This window comes from Caballeronia sp. LZ035, from assembly GCF_031451175.1.
GTDB lineage: Bacteria > Pseudomonadota > Gammaproteobacteria > Burkholderiales > Burkholderiaceae > Caballeronia.
The window spans coordinates 980,242-998,442 of record NZ_JARUXS010000002.1 but is presented as its reverse complement, the minus strand read 5'-3'; the positions used below and the strand labels follow the sequence as shown (position 1 = coordinate 998,442).

Annotated in this window: 18 protein-coding genes; 8 read left to right on the top strand and 10 right to left on the bottom strand. The window is 64.8% G+C overall.

The features are described 5' to 3' along the window. Nucleotides 1-20 precede the first annotated feature (20 nt). On the top strand, nt 21-1,325 hold the full coding sequence (locus tag QCE88_RS20105) for an MFS transporter (RefSeq protein ID WP_309905353.1): 1,305 nt from the start codon (nt 21-23) through the stop codon (nt 1,323-1,325). 20 nt (nt 1,326-1,345) lie between these two features. Here QCE88_RS20105 and QCE88_RS20100 read toward each other — a convergent pair whose 3' ends face one another. After that, nucleotides 1,346-2,257, bottom strand: coding sequence for a LysR family transcriptional regulator (locus tag QCE88_RS20100; protein ID WP_309905350.1), 912 nt, complete (start codon nt 2,255-2,257; stop codon nt 1,346-1,348). Between the two features lie 133 nt (nt 2,258-2,390). Between QCE88_RS20100 and QCE88_RS20095 the strand changes: the two genes are divergently transcribed. From QCE88_RS20095 to QCE88_RS20070, 6 genes are all read left to right on the top strand, one after another. Continuing rightward, nucleotides 2,391-2,612: a ParD-like family protein gene (locus QCE88_RS20095; RefSeq protein ID WP_309905348.1), complete on the top strand. Its 222-nt coding sequence runs from the start codon at nt 2,391-2,393 to the stop codon at nt 2,610-2,612. Further along, on the top strand, nt 2,609-3,376 hold the full coding sequence (map, locus tag QCE88_RS20090; RefSeq protein ID WP_309905346.1) for a type I methionyl aminopeptidase: 768 nt from the start codon (nt 2,609-2,611) through the stop codon (nt 3,374-3,376). The genes QCE88_RS20095 and map overlap by 4 nt, the downstream gene beginning before the upstream one ends. Nucleotides 3,377-3,632: 256 nt before the next feature. Further along, on the top strand, nt 3,633-4,301 hold the full coding sequence (locus QCE88_RS20085) for an arylsulfatase (RefSeq protein WP_309905344.1): 669 nt from the start codon (nt 3,633-3,635) through the stop codon (nt 4,299-4,301). Next, entirely contained in the window at nt 4,301-5,005 is a 705-nt protein-coding gene (locus QCE88_RS20080) for a substrate-binding domain-containing protein (protein ID WP_309905342.1), read from the top strand. The genes QCE88_RS20085 and QCE88_RS20080 overlap by 1 nt, the downstream gene beginning before the upstream one ends. A 17-nt stretch (nt 5,006-5,022) precedes the next feature. After that, on the top strand, nt 5,023-5,445 hold the full coding sequence (locus QCE88_RS20075) for a RidA family protein (RefSeq protein ID WP_309905341.1): 423 nt from the start codon (nt 5,023-5,025) through the stop codon (nt 5,443-5,445). Continuing rightward, nucleotides 5,442-6,224, top strand: coding sequence for a TIM barrel protein (locus QCE88_RS20070; protein WP_309905339.1), 783 nt, complete (start codon nt 5,442-5,444; stop codon nt 6,222-6,224). Before QCE88_RS20075 ends, QCE88_RS20070 begins: the two co-directional genes overlap by 4 nt. A 12-nt stretch (nt 6,225-6,236) precedes the next feature. Here the strand turns inward: QCE88_RS20070 and QCE88_RS20065 are convergent, their stop codons facing one another. The 9 genes from QCE88_RS20065 to QCE88_RS20025 form a co-directional block, all read right to left on the bottom strand. Continuing rightward, a complete protein-coding gene (locus tag QCE88_RS20065) occupies nt 6,237-7,199 on the bottom strand; it encodes a LysR substrate-binding domain-containing protein (RefSeq protein WP_309905336.1) in 963 nt (320 codons plus the stop codon). Between the two features lie 48 nt (nt 7,200-7,247). Continuing rightward, on the bottom strand, nt 7,248-8,138 hold the full coding sequence (locus QCE88_RS20060) for an alpha/beta hydrolase (protein WP_309905334.1): 891 nt from the start codon (nt 8,136-8,138) through the stop codon (nt 7,248-7,250). Between the two features lie 67 nt (nt 8,139-8,205). Beyond that, a complete protein-coding gene (locus QCE88_RS20055) occupies nt 8,206-9,864 on the bottom strand; it encodes a hydantoinase B/oxoprolinase family protein (RefSeq protein WP_309905332.1) in 1,659 nt (552 codons plus the stop codon). Continuing rightward, complete coding sequence (locus QCE88_RS20050; RefSeq protein ID WP_309905330.1) at nt 9,861-11,972, bottom strand: hydantoinase/oxoprolinase family protein; 2,112 nt, start codon at nt 11,970-11,972, stop codon at nt 9,861-9,863. The genes QCE88_RS20055 and QCE88_RS20050 overlap by 4 nt, the downstream gene beginning before the upstream one ends. 44 nt (nt 11,973-12,016) lie before the next feature. Beyond that, entirely contained in the window at nt 12,017-13,321 is a 1,305-nt protein-coding gene (locus QCE88_RS20045) for a TRAP transporter large permease subunit (protein WP_309905328.1), read from the bottom strand. A 31-nt stretch (nt 13,322-13,352) separates the two neighbouring features. Then, a complete protein-coding gene (locus QCE88_RS20040) occupies nt 13,353-13,931 on the bottom strand; it encodes a TRAP transporter small permease (protein ID WP_309905326.1) in 579 nt (192 codons plus the stop codon). Nucleotides 13,932-13,986: 55 nt separating this feature from the next. Further along, nucleotides 13,987-14,976, bottom strand: coding sequence for a TRAP transporter substrate-binding protein (locus QCE88_RS20035; protein ID WP_309905324.1), 990 nt, complete (start codon nt 14,974-14,976; stop codon nt 13,987-13,989). A gap of 184 nt (nt 14,977-15,160) precedes the next feature. Further along, entirely contained in the window at nt 15,161-16,000 is an 840-nt protein-coding gene (locus QCE88_RS20030) for a formate/nitrite transporter family protein (RefSeq protein ID WP_309905322.1), read from the bottom strand. A 278-nt stretch (nt 16,001-16,278) separates the two neighbouring features. Next, nucleotides 16,279-17,577 (bottom strand): nitrate- and nitrite sensing domain-containing protein, encoded by a 1,299-nt coding sequence (locus QCE88_RS20025; RefSeq protein ID WP_309905319.1) that lies wholly within the window; start codon nt 17,575-17,577, stop codon nt 16,279-16,281. 135 nt (nt 17,578-17,712) lie between these two features. On the opposite strand from QCE88_RS20025, the gene cynS reads away from it, so the two are divergent. Next, the gene (cynS, locus tag QCE88_RS20020) at nt 17,713-18,180 is read left to right on the top strand and encodes a cyanase (protein ID WP_309905317.1); all 468 of its coding nucleotides are present in this window, start codon (nt 17,713-17,715) and stop codon (nt 18,178-18,180) included. The last annotated feature ends 21 nt before the right edge of the window (nt 18,181-18,201 follow it).

Sequence of the window (18,201 nt, the reverse complement as noted above, 5' to 3'; positions counted from 1 at the left end):
AACTTATATCGGAGACATGCATGGAAGCGCTCTATGGTGAAGACACCGTCCGGCAGACAGACACGAGCCGCACGTATTACCGCGCCTACTGGCGGCTCTTGCCGCTGCTGCTGATCTGCTATCTGGTCGCCTATCTGGACCGCGTCAACGTGGGCTTCGCGAAGCTGCAGATGCTCGATGCCCTGCACTTCGACGACGCCATCTACGGCCTCGGCTCGGGCATCTTCTTCGCGGGCTACTTCTTCTTCGAGGTGCCCAGCAATCTCGTCATGCGCAAGGTAGGCGCACGCAAGTGGATCGCGCGCATCATGCTGACCTGGGGCGTGATCTCGGCGGCGATGATCTTCGTCAAGACGCCCACCATGTTCTACGTCGCGCGCTTTCTGCTCGGCGCGGCGGAGGCCGGCTTCGCGCCCGCCATCATGTATCTGCTCACGCTCTGGTTCCCGGCACGCTACCGCGGCCGCGCGATGTCCATCTACGTGATGGGCGCACCGCTCGCGTTCGTCGTCGGCGGGCCGATCTCGGGCTATATCCTGCACACTTTCTCCGGCAGCGAGCACCTCGCGGCATGGCAGTGGCTGTTCCTGATCGAAGCCATTCCGGCGGTCGCGCTGGCGTTCATCGTGCTCGCCTTCCTCGATGACGATCCCGCGCACTCCCGCTGGATCAGCGAAGAAGAACGCCAGAACGTGCTGGCCGAACTGCGCGCAGAAAACGCCGGCAAGGTCGATCATTCAAGCGTGCGCGCGTTCCTCTCCAACCGCAAGCTGTGGGAGTTCTGCGGCATCTATTTCTGCCTCATCATGGGCCTCTACGCGCTGGGCTTCTGGATGCCCTCGCTCATCAAGCGCAGCGGCGTGATCGATCCCTTCGCCATCGGGCTCTATTCGGCCGTGCCCAACATCTTCGCGGCCATCGCGCTGTATGTGTCGAACCGCAGCGCCGACCGCACCGGCGGCCGCCGCGTGCACTTCGCGCTGTTCATGGTGATCGGCGCAGCGGGGCTCGCGGCCAGCATGTGGTTCTCGGCAGGACCGCTCGTGACGACAGCCTGTCTCTCCGTCGCCGCCGCAGGTGTCTACTCGTGCATTGCGCTGTTCTGGGCGTTGCCGACGAGTCTCTTCGTCGGGGCATCGGTGGCCGCCGCGCTCGCGTTCATCAATTCGGTGGGCAACATCGCCGGCTTCATGTCGCCCTGGCTCGTCGGCATGCTCAACGTGATGGTCGGGCACGCGGAGGTCGGCATGTACGTGATCTCCGCGTTTCTCGTGCTCGGCGGGGCCTTGACCATGCGCCTGCCGAAGACGCTCGACGACCGCTGACCGCTGACGTCGCCTCGCGCTCAGGCGGCCCACGGCGGCCGCCTGAGCCGCTCCGCCACATGGTCGATGAACGCCCGCACCCGTGGATGCAGCGACGCATCGCGCGGATACAGCGCATAGATGGCGGTTTCATCGCTGGGCTGGAAGTCGGTGAGGAGCGGCACGAGCATCTTGCTGCGGATCGACGGCAGCACCATGTGCTCCGCCATGCGCGTGATGCCAACGCCCGCCAGGCACATGTTCACCGAACTCACGCCGCTGCTCGTCTGGAAGTTGCCGTTGATGAGCATGGAGGTGCGCTCGCCGTCGATCATGAACGGCCAGTGATTCAGATGATCCATCGGCGGTTCCCACATCAGGCAGTTGTGCCGGGCGAGATCGGCGGGCACCGACGGCACGCCGTGCCGCGCAATGTACAAGGGCGACGCGGTGACCACACGTTGCAGATGACACAGCTTGCGGCTCACGAGGTTCGAGTCCTGCAGGCTGCCCATGCGTATCGCGACATCGAAGCCTTCGCCGATGATGTCCGCCAGCGTGTCCGACAGCGAGAGCCGCACGCGCAGCCCCGGATAGCGTTCGAGAAACCCCGGAATGAGCGGCACGATCTGGTCCATGCCGAACGACGTCGCCACCGTCACGCGGATGCCGCCGGTCATGTCCTGACTGGCGCGCGCGAGCTGCGCCTCGGCGGTATCGATGTCATCGAGCACGCGCCTGCACAGCGCGAGGTACTGGTGCCCTTCCTGCGTCACCTGAAGACTGCGCGTGGAGCGCCGCAACAGCGCCACGCCGAGGCGCTTCTCCAGCGCCGACACGGCGCGGCTGACATACGGCTGCTGAAGATCGAGCAGGAGCGCAGCGGCGGTGAAGCCGCCGCTTTCCGCGACGGCCTTGAAGATCTTCATTTCGACGAGACGTTCGTCCTTCATGTTCGCTATGCACGCTCGAGAGGGGGGGCAAAGCGAGCATCTTAGCCAGCGGCCGCATGCCGTCCTACCGGGACTTGCACTGCCCTTAGCTTCAATATACGATTCGTATATGGTTCATATAAGGAGAGGGAACATGGGCATTGTCAATATCGACGACGATCTGCACGACCAGATCCGCAAGGCGAGCGCCGTGTCATGCCGGTCCATCAACGCGCAAGCGGCTTTCTGGATCAAGGCCGGCATGTTGTGCGAGATGAATCCCACCATGACGCTCAATGAGATCGTCGCGCGGGAATTGCGCGCGGCGGGCGTGGTCGCGGAGTCCGCCGGGCTTGCCGGCGTCGCGCCAGCGTGACCAAGCGTCCGGAGGAAATCGCCTTGCTCGCCGAGTCGGGCAGGCTGCTGGCGCAGGTGTTCGGCCATCTCAACAGCCTGGATCTGATCGGCATGTCGACGATGCAGGTCAACGATCTGGTGGACAGCCTCATCGTCGATGAACTGAGCGCACGTCCCGCGAGCAAGGGGCAATACGGCTATGCCTACGCGCTCAACGCGTCCCGCAACGACGTGGTCTGCCATGGCGTCCCGTCCCACGCGGAGATTCTGCAAAGCGGCGACATCGTCAACTTCGACATCACGCTGGAGAAGAACGGCTATATCGCGGATTCGAGCAAGACCTATCTGGTCGGCAACGTTGCTGCGCCGGCCAGACGGCTCGTGCAGGTGACTTACGAAGCCATGTGGAAGGGCATCAAGGCGGTGCGTCCCGGCGCCACACTCGGTGACATCGGTTATGCGATCGAGCGGCATGCCCGCAGGAACGGCTATTCGGTGGTGAGGGAATATTGCGGTCATGGCATCGGCAGGGAAATGCATGAAGATCCGCAAGTGCTGCACTGGGGCCGGCCGCGAACGGGCCTGCGCCTGCAGGAAGGCATGGTGTTCACCATCGAACCGATGCTCAACCAGGGGCGCTCCGCCGTGTGGACCGAGCAGGATGGCTGGACCGTCCTCACCCGCGACGGTCAGCTCTCCGCGCAATTCGAGCATACGGTCGCGGTGACGCGCAACGGCGTACGCGTCCTGACGCTGCGTGCTGAAGAGACGCGCCTGAACTGAACAGGACCTGGCGCGGCGGCATGTTGAAGGTCGCATGACAAAAAGGGCGCTGACGTCCCACGCAACACCCTGCCTCGGCCGCACCCGGTCCCTCCGCGATCACGAGACGGCGGTCGAGCACGGACGCATTCGCGCCGGTGACATCGACTCAACACCTGTTGTGTTTTTTGAGTTTGAGCGGCCGCGTGCGGGCCGGTACGCTGGGATGAGTTGCCGGACGCTCGATCCGGCGCCCGCACACGGCGCACCGACCTCCATGAAACTCGACCATTCCATCGTGCTTCTGCACGCAACGCCCGTCGCGATCGCGCCGATTCAGGCCGCGTTCGCCGCTGACTGGCCCGAAGCGAAACTGAGCAATCTGCTCGACGACGGCCTGACGGCCGCCCGCGGCAAGAGCCGGGACCTGGACGGTGCGCTGCGGCAGCGCTTCGTCAACCTTGCGCGCTATGGCAGCGAGACCGGCGCCGATGCCGTGCTGGCCACCTGCTCGGCCTTCGGTCCCGCCATCGAGGCAGCGGACGCCGAGTTGCCCATCCCGGTCTGCAAGCCGAACACTGCGATGTTCGCGGACGCGCTGGCGCAGGGTCAAAGCATCGCGATGCTCGCGACCTTCGCGCCCGCCTTGCCGACGATGGTCGCGGAGTTCTTCGAGGAAGCCGAACGCAGCAATCCGGGCGCGACGCTCTCGACGTTCGTGGTGGACGATGCGATCGACCATCTGCGCGCCGGCGATGCCGCGACACACAACCGTCTCGTCGCGGACAAGGCTGCGAGCCTGCATGGCTACGACGCGATCATGCTCGCGCATTTCTCGACGGCGCAGGCGCTCGATGCCGTCACGTCCGTTGCGTCTTGTCCGGTGTTTTCGGCGCCGCGCAGTGCGATCGCGCATCTGAAGAAACGGCTTGGCGTGTCGTGCTGATGCGTCCGTCCCTCTTCTCTTCCATTTCGCTGATGAGCACGCTGGCCGTGAAACGCGCGCTCGTCGATACGGTGATCCCTTCCTTCGAGACTGAACACGACATCGAAGTGCAAGCGCGCTTCGATCCCACCAACGTGCTGCAACAGCGCATCTCGGGCGGCACGCGGGCGGACGTCCTGATCGCGACGCGCGCCTGCGTGCAGGGCCTCGCGCACGACAGGATCGTCGCCGCGCCGAGCGTGCGTGCGCTGGTCAGGACCGGCGTCGGCGTTGCAGTTGCCGGAGACGTGGCCCTGCCGTCCCTGCACGACGTCGATGCGTTGCGCCCGCTGCTCCTCGACGCGCGCTCGGTCGCCTACTCGCACACGGGCGCGAGCGGCGTGTACTTCGCGTCGCTGCTTCGGAGACTGGGCATCGCGGAACAGGTCGATGCGCGCGCAACCATCATCGAGAAAGGCTTGACGGGCGAATGCATCTTGCGCGGCGAGGCGGATGTCGCGATCCAGCAGATGAGCGAACTGGCGATGGTGGACGGCATCGCGCTCGCCGGCCCGTTGCCTGAAGAGGTGCAGCACTACACCGACTTCGACGTTGCGATGTTCGACGCAAGCGCAGGTCTGCCCGCGAGTGCCGCGTTCGTCGACGCATTGTTCTCCGCTACCGCCCGTTACGCCTACGCGCGCTTCGGCCTCACCGTCTTCTGACTCGCAAGCACGATCCAATGGACCTCAATCAGCACACACCCAGTTCACTCATCACGCCCGTCACCGTGTTCGGCAGCCTCGCGTTCGTGAGCGGCCAGTTGCCGCGCCAGAATGGCGCCGTGATGTATTCGGGCAAGGTCGGCGCCGACCTGTCCGTGGACGAAGCCCGCCGCGCCGCCGCACTGTGCGCGGAGGCCTGTCTCGAAGCGCTCGCCCGCGCGCTCGATGGCCACGCGCGCGTGGCTCAGATCGTGAAGATCACGGGATTCGTCGCCTCCGCCCCGGATTTCACGCAGCAAGGCGCGGTGATCGACGGCGCGTCACGCGTGCTGATCGATACCCTCGGTGAGCGCGGCCGCCACGCGCGCAGTGCGATCGGCGTCCAGCAGTTGCCGCATGGCGCGGCAGTGGAAGTCGAAATGATCGTGGGGCTGACATGAAGCGCCGCTTCGCCGCGAATCTCAAATGGCTGTTCACCGAACTGCCGTTCATGGAACGCTTCGAAGCGGCGGCGCGGCAAGGCTTCGATGCTGTCGAGTACGCTTCGCCCTATGAATTCGATCCGACCGACCTTCGACGCGAACTCGAACGCTGGAACCTGACCCAGGTGCTCATCAACACGCCCGCGGCGCAGCCGGGCACGGCCGGCGCGAACGGCTATGCGTGCCTGCCGGGCCAGGTCGATGTGTTCCGCGAAGGCATCGATCAGGCACTCGACTACGCCGACGCTCTCGGCTGCGGTCTGATCCATCTGCTTGCCGGAAAGCGGCCGGATACGTGCCCACAAGAAGAAGCCGAAGCGGTCTTCCGCGACAACCTTGCATGGGCGGCTGCGCGGGCATCGGGAAAAAACGTGACCTTCGTGCTCGAGTGCCTTAATCAGCAGGACGTGCCTGGCTACTTTTTGCAAAGTCTCAACCATGCGAGCGCGTTCCTGCAACGCAATGTCAGGCTGCTGTTCGATTGCTATCACGCCGGCATGAGCGGCGTAGACGTGGCACGCGAGTTCACCACGCATCAGGGAAACATCGCGCATATCCAGATAGCCGATCTGCCCGGACGCCACGAACCCGGATCCGGCCGTCTGCCGTGGCACGCGATCCTGCGCGCCATCGACGACAGTGCCTATGCCGGATGGATCGGTTGCGAATACCGTCCCCGTACGACGACGCTCGCGGGCCTCGACTGGCGCAACGACTTCCCGGCTACACCACGCTAAGCAGCGCGGCGCTCAGAACATCGTCCGCAGGTTCGCCGTCTCCAGTTCCACGCGCAACCATTTCTCGAACACGGCGGCCTCGGCCGAGTTGCGCAGGCTCGACGACCGCAGCAGGTAGTACGAGATATTGTCGACGTGGTACTTCGGGTCCGGAAAAGGCTCGATCAGCCGTCCGTCGCGCAACTCCTCTTCCGCGAGAATCTCGCTCTCCAGCACCACGCCCAATCCCTCGACTGCGGCCTCGATCGCCATGGCCGAACGGTCGAGCCACAAATCGTGCGCCGGCTTGACGACGAGATTGCCCACACGGCGAAAATAGTCCACCCAGTTCAGCGGATTGTTCGAATGGATCAGCGTCGCCCTGGCGAGATCGCGCGGGCTTTCCAGCGCGAGTTCGCGGGCCAGTTGCGGACTGCACAGCGGCCTCAGCCGTTCGACCAGCAACGGCTCGGCCAGCTTGAGACCAGGCGTTTGCGGACCGTGCGCGATGGCGATGTCGTAACGGTTGGAATCGAGTTCGTGGGTATGCAGCGTGGCGAGGCGCACTCGGAACAGCGGATTGGCCTTCAGGAAGGTTTGCAGGCGCGGCTGCAGCCACTTGACCGAAAAGCTGTTCGGCACGGCAATCGCCAGATAGCCGCCCCACGACTGCGGCGCAAGCGCGTTGGTCGCGTTCGCGATCAGGCCGAACGCCTTCTCGAGTTCGCGCGCGTACGAGCGGCCGGCGACGGTCAGCACCGCGCGGCCCGCGTGGCGCTGGAACAGCGGCACGCCGAGGAAGTCCTCGAGTTGCTGGATATGGTGGCTGACGGCGGACGTCGTGATGCCGATTTCGTCCGCGCCCTGCGTGAAACTGCCATGACGTGCGGCGGCCTCGAAGGCAATCAGGGACTTGAGCGGCGGAAAGCGTACGCGGCGCGTATCGGCGGCCGACTCCGCCGGTTCGCCGTTCTTCTTCCTCGACTCAGCCGTCATGAAACTGTCCTTCGCTTTTCGATGACGGCCAGCATAACGCAGTTCAAGTCAGCGACCCAGGCACAGACTGAAGAAGCGCATCAGCTCGTCGGCCAGCTTCTGAGGCTGCTCTTCGGGAATGTAATGACCGCACGCTTCGATCACGCCGCCGTCAAGCCGCTCGCACAGCGGTTGCATCAGTTCGTGGATGGTCGGCGCGCTGCCGACGTCGCCGCCGAGCGCCAGCACCGGCGGCCGGATGCGCCTGGCGAACAATTGCTGGTTCTGGCGCATGTCTTCCTCGACAGCGCGGTAATAACCCAGCATGCCGCGCAGCCCGCCGGGCGCCGCATAGGCCTTCACGTACTCGTCGACATCGGCGGCTTCGAAGGTCGCCATCGCGTTCGCGGTCTTGCGGTTGAAGAACCATTCGATCAGGATGCGCTCACGGCCCGCAATCAGCGCTTCGGGCAGGTCTTCCACGGCATTGAACAGGAAATGCCAGCTGCGCCAGTTCGACGGCGCCGTCACCGATACTTCCGGCTTGAGCGTGATGCCCGGAATATTGCCGTCGATGAACACGATGCCGTCGAGATCGTCCGCGTAGTGATGTGCATACGGGTACGCGATCCACGAGCCGATGTCGTGCCCCACATAGAAATGCCGGCCTACGCCCAGCGTCTTCAGCAGGTCGTGGATGCGGGCCGCGGCGGTTTCAGTGTCGTAGCCGCTCATCGGCTTGTCGGTGTAACCCTGGCCCGGCAGGTCGATGGCGATGGTGCGGTACGCACCCGCCAGCAGCGGCTGGACGCGGCGCCACGCGTACGCCGTCTGCGGGAAGCCGGCGAGGAGCACGACCGTCGGCCCGGTTCCGCCGTCCACCATGTGATAGCGGATGTCGCCGCTGCGGACGAAGCGGCGCTTGAAGGGCTTGCCGCCGAGATCGATCACGCCTTCCATGAGAGTCCTCTTCGAGAGTTGTCGGGGGAGCGCCGCATGCCGATTGTATCGGCGCATTGCCGTCACTTCAGGCAAGTTCGCGCGCCTGCCGCGGGTAATGCGCCGCGACGAACTGCGCGCTGACGAGGCCCGCATCGAGGTCCGCTGCAATGCGCGCAACCGGCCGCCGGGCGGGATCGCCGAAACCGCCGCCGCCCGCGTCGCGAATCTCGACGATGCCGCCGTCCGGAATCAGCACACGTGCCTTCGGATCGGTCTCCACGCCATCCACGATCACCCGCCGGTGCGCGCCCGGCTGTGCGCCTGCAAAGCCCTTCGCCGCAATGCGCGTGCGCGATGCCATGAACGACGCTTCGAGCGGCCGTCCGGTGTCGTTGCGGATCGCGAAGACCTGACCGTTGCCGCCCTGATACTCGCCGGGGCCGCCGGTATCCTCCAGCACCTCCTTGCGCAGGAACGTGCAACTGATCTGCTGCTCCCAGAACTCCACCGAGCCGCCAATGATGTTGGCCGGCGCCGGCAGTGCCGCGCGACCGTCGTAGCCCAGCAGCGCGCCATAGCCGCCCGCCGAGAAGTAGATGGACGAATACGGCTTGCCCGCGCGCGTCTGGCCGCGCAGGTTCATCTGGAACACCATGCCCGAGTCGGCCTGCACGTCGTGCGGAAAGGCATCGGCGAGCGCGTTGAAGATCAGCGGCCCGACGAAATGCCCGAACACATGGCGCGCGCCGGTCGGGTTCGGACGCAGCGCGTTCAGGATGCAGTTGTCCGGGGCATCGATGGTGACGAAGTCAAGAATGGCCTGGTTGTTCGGGATATTGGGCGCCACCAGCACCTTGGTGCAGAAGTAGCAGAACGCCCGCGTGTAGCACAGCGGCACGTTCACGCCGCGCGCCACCACGGGGTCCGTGCCGGCGAAGTCATAGGCAAAGCCCGCGTCGCTCAGCGTCACCGCGACGGCCAGCGTGATGTCCGGGAAATCGCTGCCGCCCTCGACCGGGATCGTCGCCGCATAGCGTCCCTTCGGCATCGATTCGAGCTTCGCGAGGATCGACTTGCGCGTCAGGGCGAAGATGGCGTCGGCGGCATCCGTCGTCGTCGCAAGCCCGTGCTCCGCGAGAATCCTGACGAGCCCCTGCGCGCCCACGTTGCAGGCCGCGATATTGCAATAGATATCGCCGAGCACGTAATCGACGGTACGCACGTTGTTCCGGATGAACTCGATCACGAAGCGGTTCTCCACGCCTGCCTCGTAAAGCTTGACCGGCGGAAGCGAGAAACCTTCCTCGTAGACGTCGCGCGCGACCGAACCCATTCCCACGCCGCCGACATCCGCGAGATGCGACACGGTCAGGCAGTATCCGACGAGCGCGCCCTCATGGAACACCGGCTTCATCACGTTGATGTCGAAAGTATGTCCGGTGCCGATCCACGGATCGTTCGTCACGATGATGTCGCCGTCCCGCAGCGTGGCTGCATCGAACGCATCGAGCATGTGGCCCAGCGTGCTCGGACCCGTGCCGGTGAACGACGGGACGCTCGTTGCGCCCTGCGCGATCAGACGGCCGCGCGCGTCGAACAGCATGCAGGAAAAGTCGCCGCTGGCCCGCACCATCGTCGAGAAGGCGGTGCGTTCCATGGCCGAGACCATTTCGTCGGCGACGGAAACGAAGCGCGACCAGATGATGCCGGCATCCACCGGGTCCATGTTGATTGGGGTTGTCACTGCATGATCTCCGCGATGAGGTCCAGCGTCGGCGCCACACGCGCGTGCGCGTAAGCGGGAATGTAGAGGGTCGTGTCGTTCTCCTCGATCAGCGCGGGACCCGTCCGCGTCCAGCCGACCGGCAATGCATAGCGGTTGAACACGGGCACGTCGGTCCAGGTGTCGCGCTCGCCATCGTTGATGTAGCAGGCGCGCGGCGCCTTCTCCTGCTGCGCGGCGGGTGTCAGCGCGTCGTAGGTGAAGCGGCGCACGGACTTGAGCTGCTCCGGCATCGACACCTCGACCTCCCAGGTGCTGATCTCGATGCCGTAGTCGGCGAAGTTCAGGCCGAAGATTTCCTTGTACGCGGCGAGGAAGCGCGTGCGGATCGCGGCCGCATCCAGATAACGTCCTTCAGCGGATATCTCGACTGTCACCTCGGAATCCTGCCCCTCGTAGCGCATGCCGAGCTTCACGCTGGTCTGCGCACCGCCGGACACGAGTTGCCGCGCATACGGCTCGCCGGCAATGAGCGCGTCGACGGCGCGGCGAATCACTTCATCGTCCACGTCCGCGAGGTTCATCTTGCGCGTCTGTTGCAGCACGATGCCTTCGCTGCTCGCAAACTGGCCCATCGCCGATGCCACGCCCGCGGCGAACGGAAAGATCACACGTCGGATCGACAGCAGACGGGCAATGGGCAGCGCGTGTACCGGCGACGAACCGCCGGTGCAGACCAGCGTGGCCCGCCGGTAATCGACACCCCGTTCCGCCGCATGCACGCGAAAGGCGCGCGCCACGTTCTCGTTGATCGTTCGGTGGATGCCGAGCGCCGCGCGTTCCACGGCGATCCCGAGCGGGCGCGCGATCCGTTCTTCGATGACCCGCTGCGCTTCCGTCCGCGTCGCCTCGATGCCGCTGTTGCGAAAGTTGGCTTCGCCCAGAAAGCCGAGGAACAGATTCGCGTCCGTGACGGTGGCTTCGGTGCCGCCGCGCGCATAGCACGCCGGTCCCGGCGCCGCGCCCGCGCTGCGCGGTCCGACCGAGAGCGCGCCCCGTTCGTCGATCTCCGCGATGCTGCCGCCGCCCGCGCCGATCTCGATCAGGTCCAGCGCCGGGATCATCAGCGGGAAGCCGCTGCCTGCTTCGAACGCGCCTTCGCGCGCCACTTCGAGCCCGGCCTGCACATCCACCTTTCCACCGATCAGGAACGCGCCCTTCGCGGTCGTGCCGCCCATGTCGTAGGCGAGCACGGTGTGAGCGTCCGGCGCGGCATCGTCCGGTGCGTTGCGCGCGGCGATCTCGCGCGCCGCCAGCACGCCCGCCGCCGGTCCGGATTCGATCAGCCGCACCGGCGCGCGCACGCAGTGATCGATCGGCAAGGGCAAGCCGGAGGACGTCATCATCAGCAGACGGCCGTCGAAACCCTTCTCGCGCGCGCCGGCATCCAGACGCGTCACGTACTGCGCCAGCAAGGGCTTGGTGAACGCGTTCACCGCGCAGGTCATCCAGCGTTCGTATTCGCCGGAACGCGGCGCGAGCGCGCTGGACACCGACACCACCGCATCCGGAAGCGCGTCGAGCAGCCAGGCTTCGACGAGCCGTTCGTTGGCGGGATTCTGGAACGCATGCAGGAAACAGATGGCGAAGTTGCGGATGCCGGTGTCCTCGACCAGCCGCTGCACCTCCGCCAGCAGCGCTTCCTTGTCGGGCTGCCGCACGACTTCGCCGTCATAGCCCACACGCTCCTGCACCGGCACCTTCAGCCGATGCTTCGTCAGCGGCTTCGGAAACGCCAGCCGCAGGTTGGACACGTTGTAACGATGCTCACGGCCGGTCTCCAGCGTCGTGCCGAAGCCTTCGGTATGCAGCAGGATGAAGTCGTGGCCGCGCCGCTCGATCACGGCATTGGTAATGACCGTGGTGGCGTGCAGGAACACGTCGCAAGCGGCGAGATCGAGATGCGCGTCATCGCGCAGATGGTCGAAGCCCGAGAAGATCGCCTCTTCCGGGCGCGGCGGCGTGCTCAGCACCTTGGCGGTGGTCACGCGGTGTGTCTCGTGGTCGAGCACGACGAAGTCGGTGAAGGTGCCACCGATATCCACTGAAACAGCAAACCTGGACGTCATGGTGTTTTTCATTTGACGATGCAATGGGCGGAGGGTCGTTGCGTTCATTTCATGCCGAGGTGTTCGGGCAGCCACAGCGCGATCTGCGGAAACGCAATCAGCGCGATGCCGAACAGGATGAGCAGCGCGAGGTACGGCAGCGTGGCTTTCGTGATGACGGACAGCTTCTCGCCCGTGATGCCCTGGATCACGAACAGGTTGAAGCCGATAGGCGGATGCACCTGCACGATCTCCACGGCAATCACGAGGAAGATGCCGAACCAGATCGCGTTGAAGCCGGCGGCGAGCACCATCGGCAGGACGATGGGCAAGGTGATGACGATGATGGAAAAGCCTTCCAGGAAGGAGCCGAGCAGGATGTAGCCGATGAACAGCACGAACAGCAGCGCGAACGGCGACAGATGCAGCTGATGCACGAAGGACGCCGCCGCCTGCCCGACGCCAAGAAAGGCCGAGGCGCTGCCGAGGATCGACGCGCCCAGGATGATGAGCGCGATCATCGAGCAGGTCTTCACCGCGCCGAGGCCCACTTCCTTGAGCTTGGCGACGCTCAGGTCGCGCTGGCATCCGGCAATCGCCAGCGCGCCCACCACGCCGGCCGCCGCGGCCTCGGACGGCGTGACCAGCCCGCCGTACATGCTGCCGAGCACCGCGCCGATGAGCAGCGAGACCGGCGCGAGATGCCTGAGCGAAGCCCAGCGCTCGCTCCACGGCAGCGTCGCCATGCTCTCTTCCTCGGGGATCAGTTTCTTGTTCCACGTCGTGTGAATCATGATCCACGCCATGAAACAGGACGCCAGCAGGATGGCGGGCACGAGTCCGGCCGCGAACAGCTTCAGCACCGACACCTGCGCGAGCACGCCGTACACGATCATGATGTTCGAGGGCGGCACAAGAAAACCCAGCGTGCCTGCGCCCGCGAGACTGCCCATCGAGATGCGGCGGTCATAGTGGCGCCGGTCGAGTTCGGCAAGCGTCACGCGCCCGACGATCTGCGTCGTCGCGGCCGAGGACCCCGAGATCGCCGCGAAGAGCGAGCAGCCGATCACGTTCGAATGCAGCAGCTTGCCGGGCAACAGACTGGCCCATGGCGCGAGTCCCTTGAACAGCGACGTGGAAATGCGCGTGCGGAACAGGATCTCGCCCATCACGATGAAAAGCGGCAGCGCCAGCAGTTCCTGTGTGGTCATCACGTTCCACGCATACTGCGCGACGAGGCGGTCGACCGGTATGGACTTGAAGATGAAAAGCGCGAGCGAGCCGGTGATCGCCAGCGTCAGTCCGACCCAGATGCCGATGGACAGCCCGCCGAACAGCAGCACGCCCATCGTGGCCAGTACGGTTCCCATATGCGTTACCTCCGTGTGATCGCCGCTGCGCTCAGCGGATCAGGTTCTTGTCTTCGACCGGCTCGCCGAGCATCAGCTGGCCGAGGCGCGCGAGCAGTTGCAACGCGAGCAGCATCGCGCCGAAAGCGACCAGAGCTTCTGGTATCCACAGCGGCGTATTGCTGGCGAGCGAGCGTTCGTCGAGCGTGTAGGCCTGATAGGAGAAGTGCGTCATCGCGATGGAGAAGAAGACGGCGAAGGCAAGACCCGCCGCGCTCGAGATGCATTCGAGCGCGTTCACGACCGCGGGCGACGCATTCGACAGCAAGATCCGCACGCGAATGTGGCCACCGGCACGCAACGTGAGCGCCGCGCCGAAGGTAAAGGTCACGGCCATCAGGTACGAGCTGTATTCCCACGCGATCGGAATGTCCTTCGGCAGCCAGCTGACCACGCTCGACAGCGTCCGGACGACGATGCCCGCGATCATCAGCAGACACAGCAGGAACAGACACAGCGCGCCGAGCCAGCCGTCGAGCCGCGCGAGCGTGTCGATCGCGAGCAACGCCTTCTGCGCGAACGCACGGCTCCGGGAGCCCGTGACGTGGGCTCCTGATTCGATGTTTTCCATGATTGATTCGCTCCGCTTCGGTCGGTGGCCGGTGCGAGAAAGAGGATGCGGCTGCTTACTTGCCGGCCGCCTTCAGGTATTGATCCAGCAGCGGCCGGGCGGAAGGAACGGCCTGCTCGAAGGCGGTCCAGCTCGCCTTGCCCTTCGCCGCCATGGCGTTGCGCACGTCGGCTGGCGGCGTGTAGATGGCCATGCCTTTTGCCTTGAGCATCGTGAAGTTACGCGCGTCTTCTTCTTTCGCCGCTTCCCAGAACTCAGGCTCGAGCTTCGCCGCGACCTCCTCGATCGCTTTCTGGTCTTTCGGGCTGAGCTTGTTCCACGCGTCGAGATTGACCGTGACGCCTTCGAAATTCGACTGCCAGTTGACGACATTGCAGAACTTCTGGAAGTCCCAGAACTGGCCGTCCACCGCCGACGACGTGGACGTCGACACACTGTTGATCACGCCCGTCGACAGCGCCGGCACCACTTCGCCCCATGGAATCTGCGCAGGCGATGCCCCCAGGCTGCGAAAGAAGTCGCTGCCGTTGCGGTCGGTGGTGCGGATCTTCATCGAGCGGAAGGTGTCCGCGTTCGCCAGTTCTGCCTTCGAGAAGATGTTCTGGCCGGGCCACGGAATCGTGAACAGCAGCTTCTGGTTGAACTTCCTGAATTCGGCGTCGTAGTAGGGTTTCGAGACGGTACGGAAGGTCTTCATCTCGTCGAAGCCGGACACCAGATACGGCACCGAGGAAGCGCCGAGAACGGGCGAGACGCCCACTTGCTGCGCGAACTGGAACGAGCCGATCGGCACCAGTCCGTCGCGGATCACACCGAGCATTTCAGGGCCCTTGAAGCCCAGCTGCCCGCCGGCGTGAACGGAAATCTGCACGTCGTTCTGCGTGGCCGCGGCGACGGCCGCCGCAAATTTCTCGTCCAGTCTGGTCTGGTAATTGCCGGGCGCGTTGGCGGTCGCGAAGTCCCAGCTCACGGCATGCGCGGGCATCGCCGCAAGCGCTGCAACGGCGCACGCGCACGCCGCGCCCAGCATTTTCAATCCGTTCATGTCTCACCTGTTCGAAGGGGTTCATCGGCGAGATCGGGCTTCGCCTGACTCGACTTCGATCAGGTTAATCAGCCGGGTTGGGGCCGGCCAGTTCAAAAAAGAAATGACTTGTTGAATGAAATTCAACGGCGCGGAGGACGGACTTCAAGCGGCTTCAGCCGCCCTCCATCAGGGCGCCTGGCGCTCAGGCCTTGCTCACCCGCACGCCACGCGCACCCGGCGTACGCGCCGGCGCGGTCTTGTAGTGCGTGCTATACAGCGTCGCGCCGACGAACGTCAAACCGCCGACCAGATTCCCCACCACCGTGGGAATCTCGTTCCACAGCAGATAGTCCATCAGCGTGAAGTGACCGCCGAGCATCAGGCCCGACGGAAACAGGAACATGTTGACGACCGAGTGCTCGAAGCCCATGTAGAAGAACACGAGAATCGGCATCCACATCGCGACGACCTTGCCGGTCACCGACGTCGAGAGCATCGCCGCCACCACGCCGGTGGACACCATCCAGTTGCACATCACGCCGCGAATGAAGAGCGTCAGCATGCCCGCCGCGCCGTGCGCCGCATAGCCCAGCGTGCGCGCCTCGCCAATCCCGCCGATCTTGTGTCCGATGGCGTTCGGCGCTTCCGAAAAACCGAACGTGAAAATGATGGCCATGAACAGGGCCACGGTCAGCGCGCCCGCGAAGTTGCCGATGAACACCAGCGACCAGTTGCGCATCACGCCGCCCCATGTCGCGCCGGGACGGCCGTCGAGCACGGCGAGCGGTGCGAGCGTGAACACGCCGGTGAGCAGGTCGAAGCCCAGCAGATACAGCATGCAGAAGCCCACCGGAAACAGCAGCGAGCCGACGAGCGCATTGCCCGTGTTGATGGTGATGCTGACCGCGAACGCCGCTGCCAGCGCGAGAATGGCGCCGGCCATGTAGGCGCGGATCAGCGTATCGCGGGTGGACATCAGCAGCTTGGACTCGCCTGCATCGATCATCTTCGGAACGAACTCGGCGGGAGACAGATAGGCCATGGGTGTACTCGCTTTGAAAAGCCAAAAAAAAACCGCGCACGGGCAACGCATTCGCATGCGTGACCTTGTGCGCGGACTTCGTTATCCACGGGTTGACGCGCAGCGTGATGCCTGCGCGACGATCAAACCACCGTTAGCTTGATGCCCTCTAAAAGCACCTTCCATACCATGCAGCGTTCATGACGGTATGACGGGGCGTGCGTGCCGATCGTGCGTTCGCGGCTGCACTGCGGGAGTGCTTCGGTGAATCGTGCGGGACCAATGTAGTGCAGGCGTGCTCAGGAAGAGCGCTTGTCCACACGCGCATGACCCGGCGAGAAGCTCACCGTCTCCGGCGAGATCAGGATCTCTTCAGCAAGCTCCACGAGCGAGCGGTTGCGGTCCATCGAGGTCTTCTGCAACAGTCTGAAGGCGACGTCCTCGCTGAGGCCATGCCGCGCCATCAGCGCGTGCTTGGCCCGCTGCACGAGCTTGCGTTCATGCAATGCGCGGCGCGCTTCGTCGAGTTCGACTTCCATGCGCGCGAGCCGTGCCGACTGCGCCTCCAGCACCGACTTCAGGCTGCTGACCGTAGCGCGGTCCGCGCCGATCAGCGTGTCCGACGAGACCGGCGCACCATCGCCCGCGAAGAAATGATCGAGCGCCTGCGCGTGTGTGGGCGGCGTATCGCGCAACGCCTGCAACAGCGCTTCGGAGTCGCGCAGCGCCTGTTGCGCGAGCGCGATGGAGGCATCGCACGCCGCGCGGCCGAGCGCCGTCAGCGCAAGTTGCAAATGCCACAGGTCGGTGATGCGCGCACTGCTGGCATCGAACCAGGAGTCGGTCAGCGATGCATCGAGCGTCTCGCCCGCCTGCGCGCTGCACAGGATGCGCCGCAGCCGCATCAGCGCGCCTGCGTGCGCCGTGAGCGCACGGCTGGTCCACCAGTCGGCCTGCGCGGCATCGGCGAAATTCTCGAAGACTTCGAGACTGCGGTCCTGTGCGTGGATCAGATGCAGCAAGCGCTGCTGCTGGTCCGCCGGGAAGCCGCCCGACGCGAACATATGCGCGCCCACCGCGCGTTCCTGTCCGGCTTCCTCCTTGCCCTGCACCACATGCACCAGCGCGACGAGCAGCCGCGAAATGGCCGGCTCGGGTGCACCGTCGGCCAGTTGGAACACCAGCTCCATCAGGCCGCCGATCACCTTGCTGAAGGCCAGCACGGAAGCTGGCGCGGACATGCCGCGACGGTCGATCCGTCCACGCAATGCATCGAGCGAGTCGAGGTCGAGCAACACCCACGCGATCGATGCGAGCATGCGCGACGACGCATCGCGCTCGGGCATGAGCTGGAGTTCGAGATGCGCCTGCAATTGCACGACGAGCGGCGCAAGCTCGCCGCGCGCCGTCAGGCGTTCTTCGCTGAAGCGCTTGCCGCCGGACGCGAGAAAGATGCTCGTGATGCCGCGCTCGCGTTGCAGGACGTGAATGGTGCGGCCGATGAGATCGACGAGTTCGATACGGTCGGCCAGAAGCTGCAACGAGGCGATCTCTCGTTGCTTGGCGCGCAGCGCGAACTGCGATGCGGGTGCGAACATCGTTTTGGAAAAAGCGAAGGCGAATGGTGCGGATTCTAAGCCCGAAAATAAGCCGGCCAATATTCGCCGCAGCACGTGGATTTTTGAAGTGTTCAACTGTGTTTCCCGCTGTTCGAATCGACAGGAGGAAACGTCATGCAATCGCAGATCTCGTCGTTGTCGCGTGCCACGCTGAGCGAGGCGCTCGTCGCGGCCAAGGCGCGCCTGGGCCTGACTTATGCCGAACTCGCGGAAGGCACCGGCCTGAGCGTGCCCTACGTCACGGCCGCGATACTCGGCCAGCATCCGCTGCCCGAACAGGCCGCGCAGAGCGTCGCCGAGAAGCTCGGCATGGACGCCGACGCCGCCGCGCTGCTGCAAACCATCCCCTTGCGCGGCAGCATTCCCGGCAACGTGCCGACCGACCCGACCATCTATCGCTTCTACGAAATGGTCCAGGTCTACGGCACGACGCTGAAGGCGCTCGTGCATGAACAGTTCGGCGACGGCATCATCAGCGCGATCAACTTTCGCATCGACATCAAGAAAGTGGACGACCCGGAAGGCGGATCGCGGGCGGTCATCACGCTGGACGGCAAGTTCCTGCCGTACAAGCCGTTCTGAGCAGGCGCTGCAACGGGCCGT

What these genes read in the sequence shown, in the direction of transcription:
- QCE88_RS20105 (WP_309905353.1), top strand. Translation starts at nt 21, where the DNA reads ATGGAAGCGCTCTATGGTGAAGACACCGTCCGGCAGACAGACACGAGC.
- QCE88_RS20100 (WP_309905350.1), bottom strand. Translation starts at nt 2,257, where the DNA reads ATGAAGGACGAACGTCTCGTCGAAATGAAGATCTTCAAGGCCGTCGCG.
- QCE88_RS20095 (WP_309905348.1), top strand. Translation starts at nt 2,391, where the DNA reads ATGGGCATTGTCAATATCGACGACGATCTGCACGACCAGATCCGCAAG.
- QCE88_RS20085 (WP_309905344.1), top strand. Translation starts at nt 3,633, where the DNA reads ATGAAACTCGACCATTCCATCGTGCTTCTGCACGCAACGCCCGTCGCG.
- QCE88_RS20080 (WP_309905342.1), top strand. Translation starts at nt 4,301, where the DNA reads ATGCGTCCGTCCCTCTTCTCTTCCATTTCGCTGATGAGCACGCTGGCC.
- QCE88_RS20075 (WP_309905341.1), top strand. Translation starts at nt 5,023, where the DNA reads ATGGACCTCAATCAGCACACACCCAGTTCACTCATCACGCCCGTCACC.
- QCE88_RS20070 (WP_309905339.1), top strand. Translation starts at nt 5,442, where the DNA reads ATGAAGCGCCGCTTCGCCGCGAATCTCAAATGGCTGTTCACCGAACTG.
- QCE88_RS20065 (WP_309905336.1), bottom strand. Translation starts at nt 7,199, where the DNA reads ATGACGGCTGAGTCGAGGAAGAAGAACGGCGAACCGGCGGAGTCGGCC.
- QCE88_RS20060 (WP_309905334.1), bottom strand. Translation starts at nt 8,138, where the DNA reads ATGGAAGGCGTGATCGATCTCGGCGGCAAGCCCTTCAAGCGCCGCTTC.
- QCE88_RS20050 (WP_309905330.1), bottom strand. Translation starts at nt 11,972, where the DNA reads ATGACGTCCAGGTTTGCTGTTTCAGTGGATATCGGTGGCACCTTCACC.
- QCE88_RS20045 (WP_309905328.1), bottom strand. Translation starts at nt 13,321, where the DNA reads ATGGGAACCGTACTGGCCACGATGGGCGTGCTGCTGTTCGGCGGGCTG.
- QCE88_RS20040 (WP_309905326.1), bottom strand. Translation starts at nt 13,931, where the DNA reads ATGGAAAACATCGAATCAGGAGCCCACGTCACGGGCTCCCGGAGCCGT.
- QCE88_RS20035 (WP_309905324.1), bottom strand. Translation starts at nt 14,976, where the DNA reads ATGAACGGATTGAAAATGCTGGGCGCGGCGTGCGCGTGCGCCGTTGCA.
- QCE88_RS20030 (WP_309905322.1), bottom strand. Translation starts at nt 16,000, where the DNA reads ATGGCCTATCTGTCTCCCGCCGAGTTCGTTCCGAAGATGATCGATGCA.
- QCE88_RS20025 (WP_309905319.1), bottom strand. Translation starts at nt 17,577, where the DNA reads ATGTTCGCACCCGCATCGCAGTTCGCGCTGCGCGCCAAGCAACGAGAG.
- cynS (WP_309905317.1), top strand. Translation starts at nt 17,713, where the DNA reads ATGCAATCGCAGATCTCGTCGTTGTCGCGTGCCACGCTGAGCGAGGCG.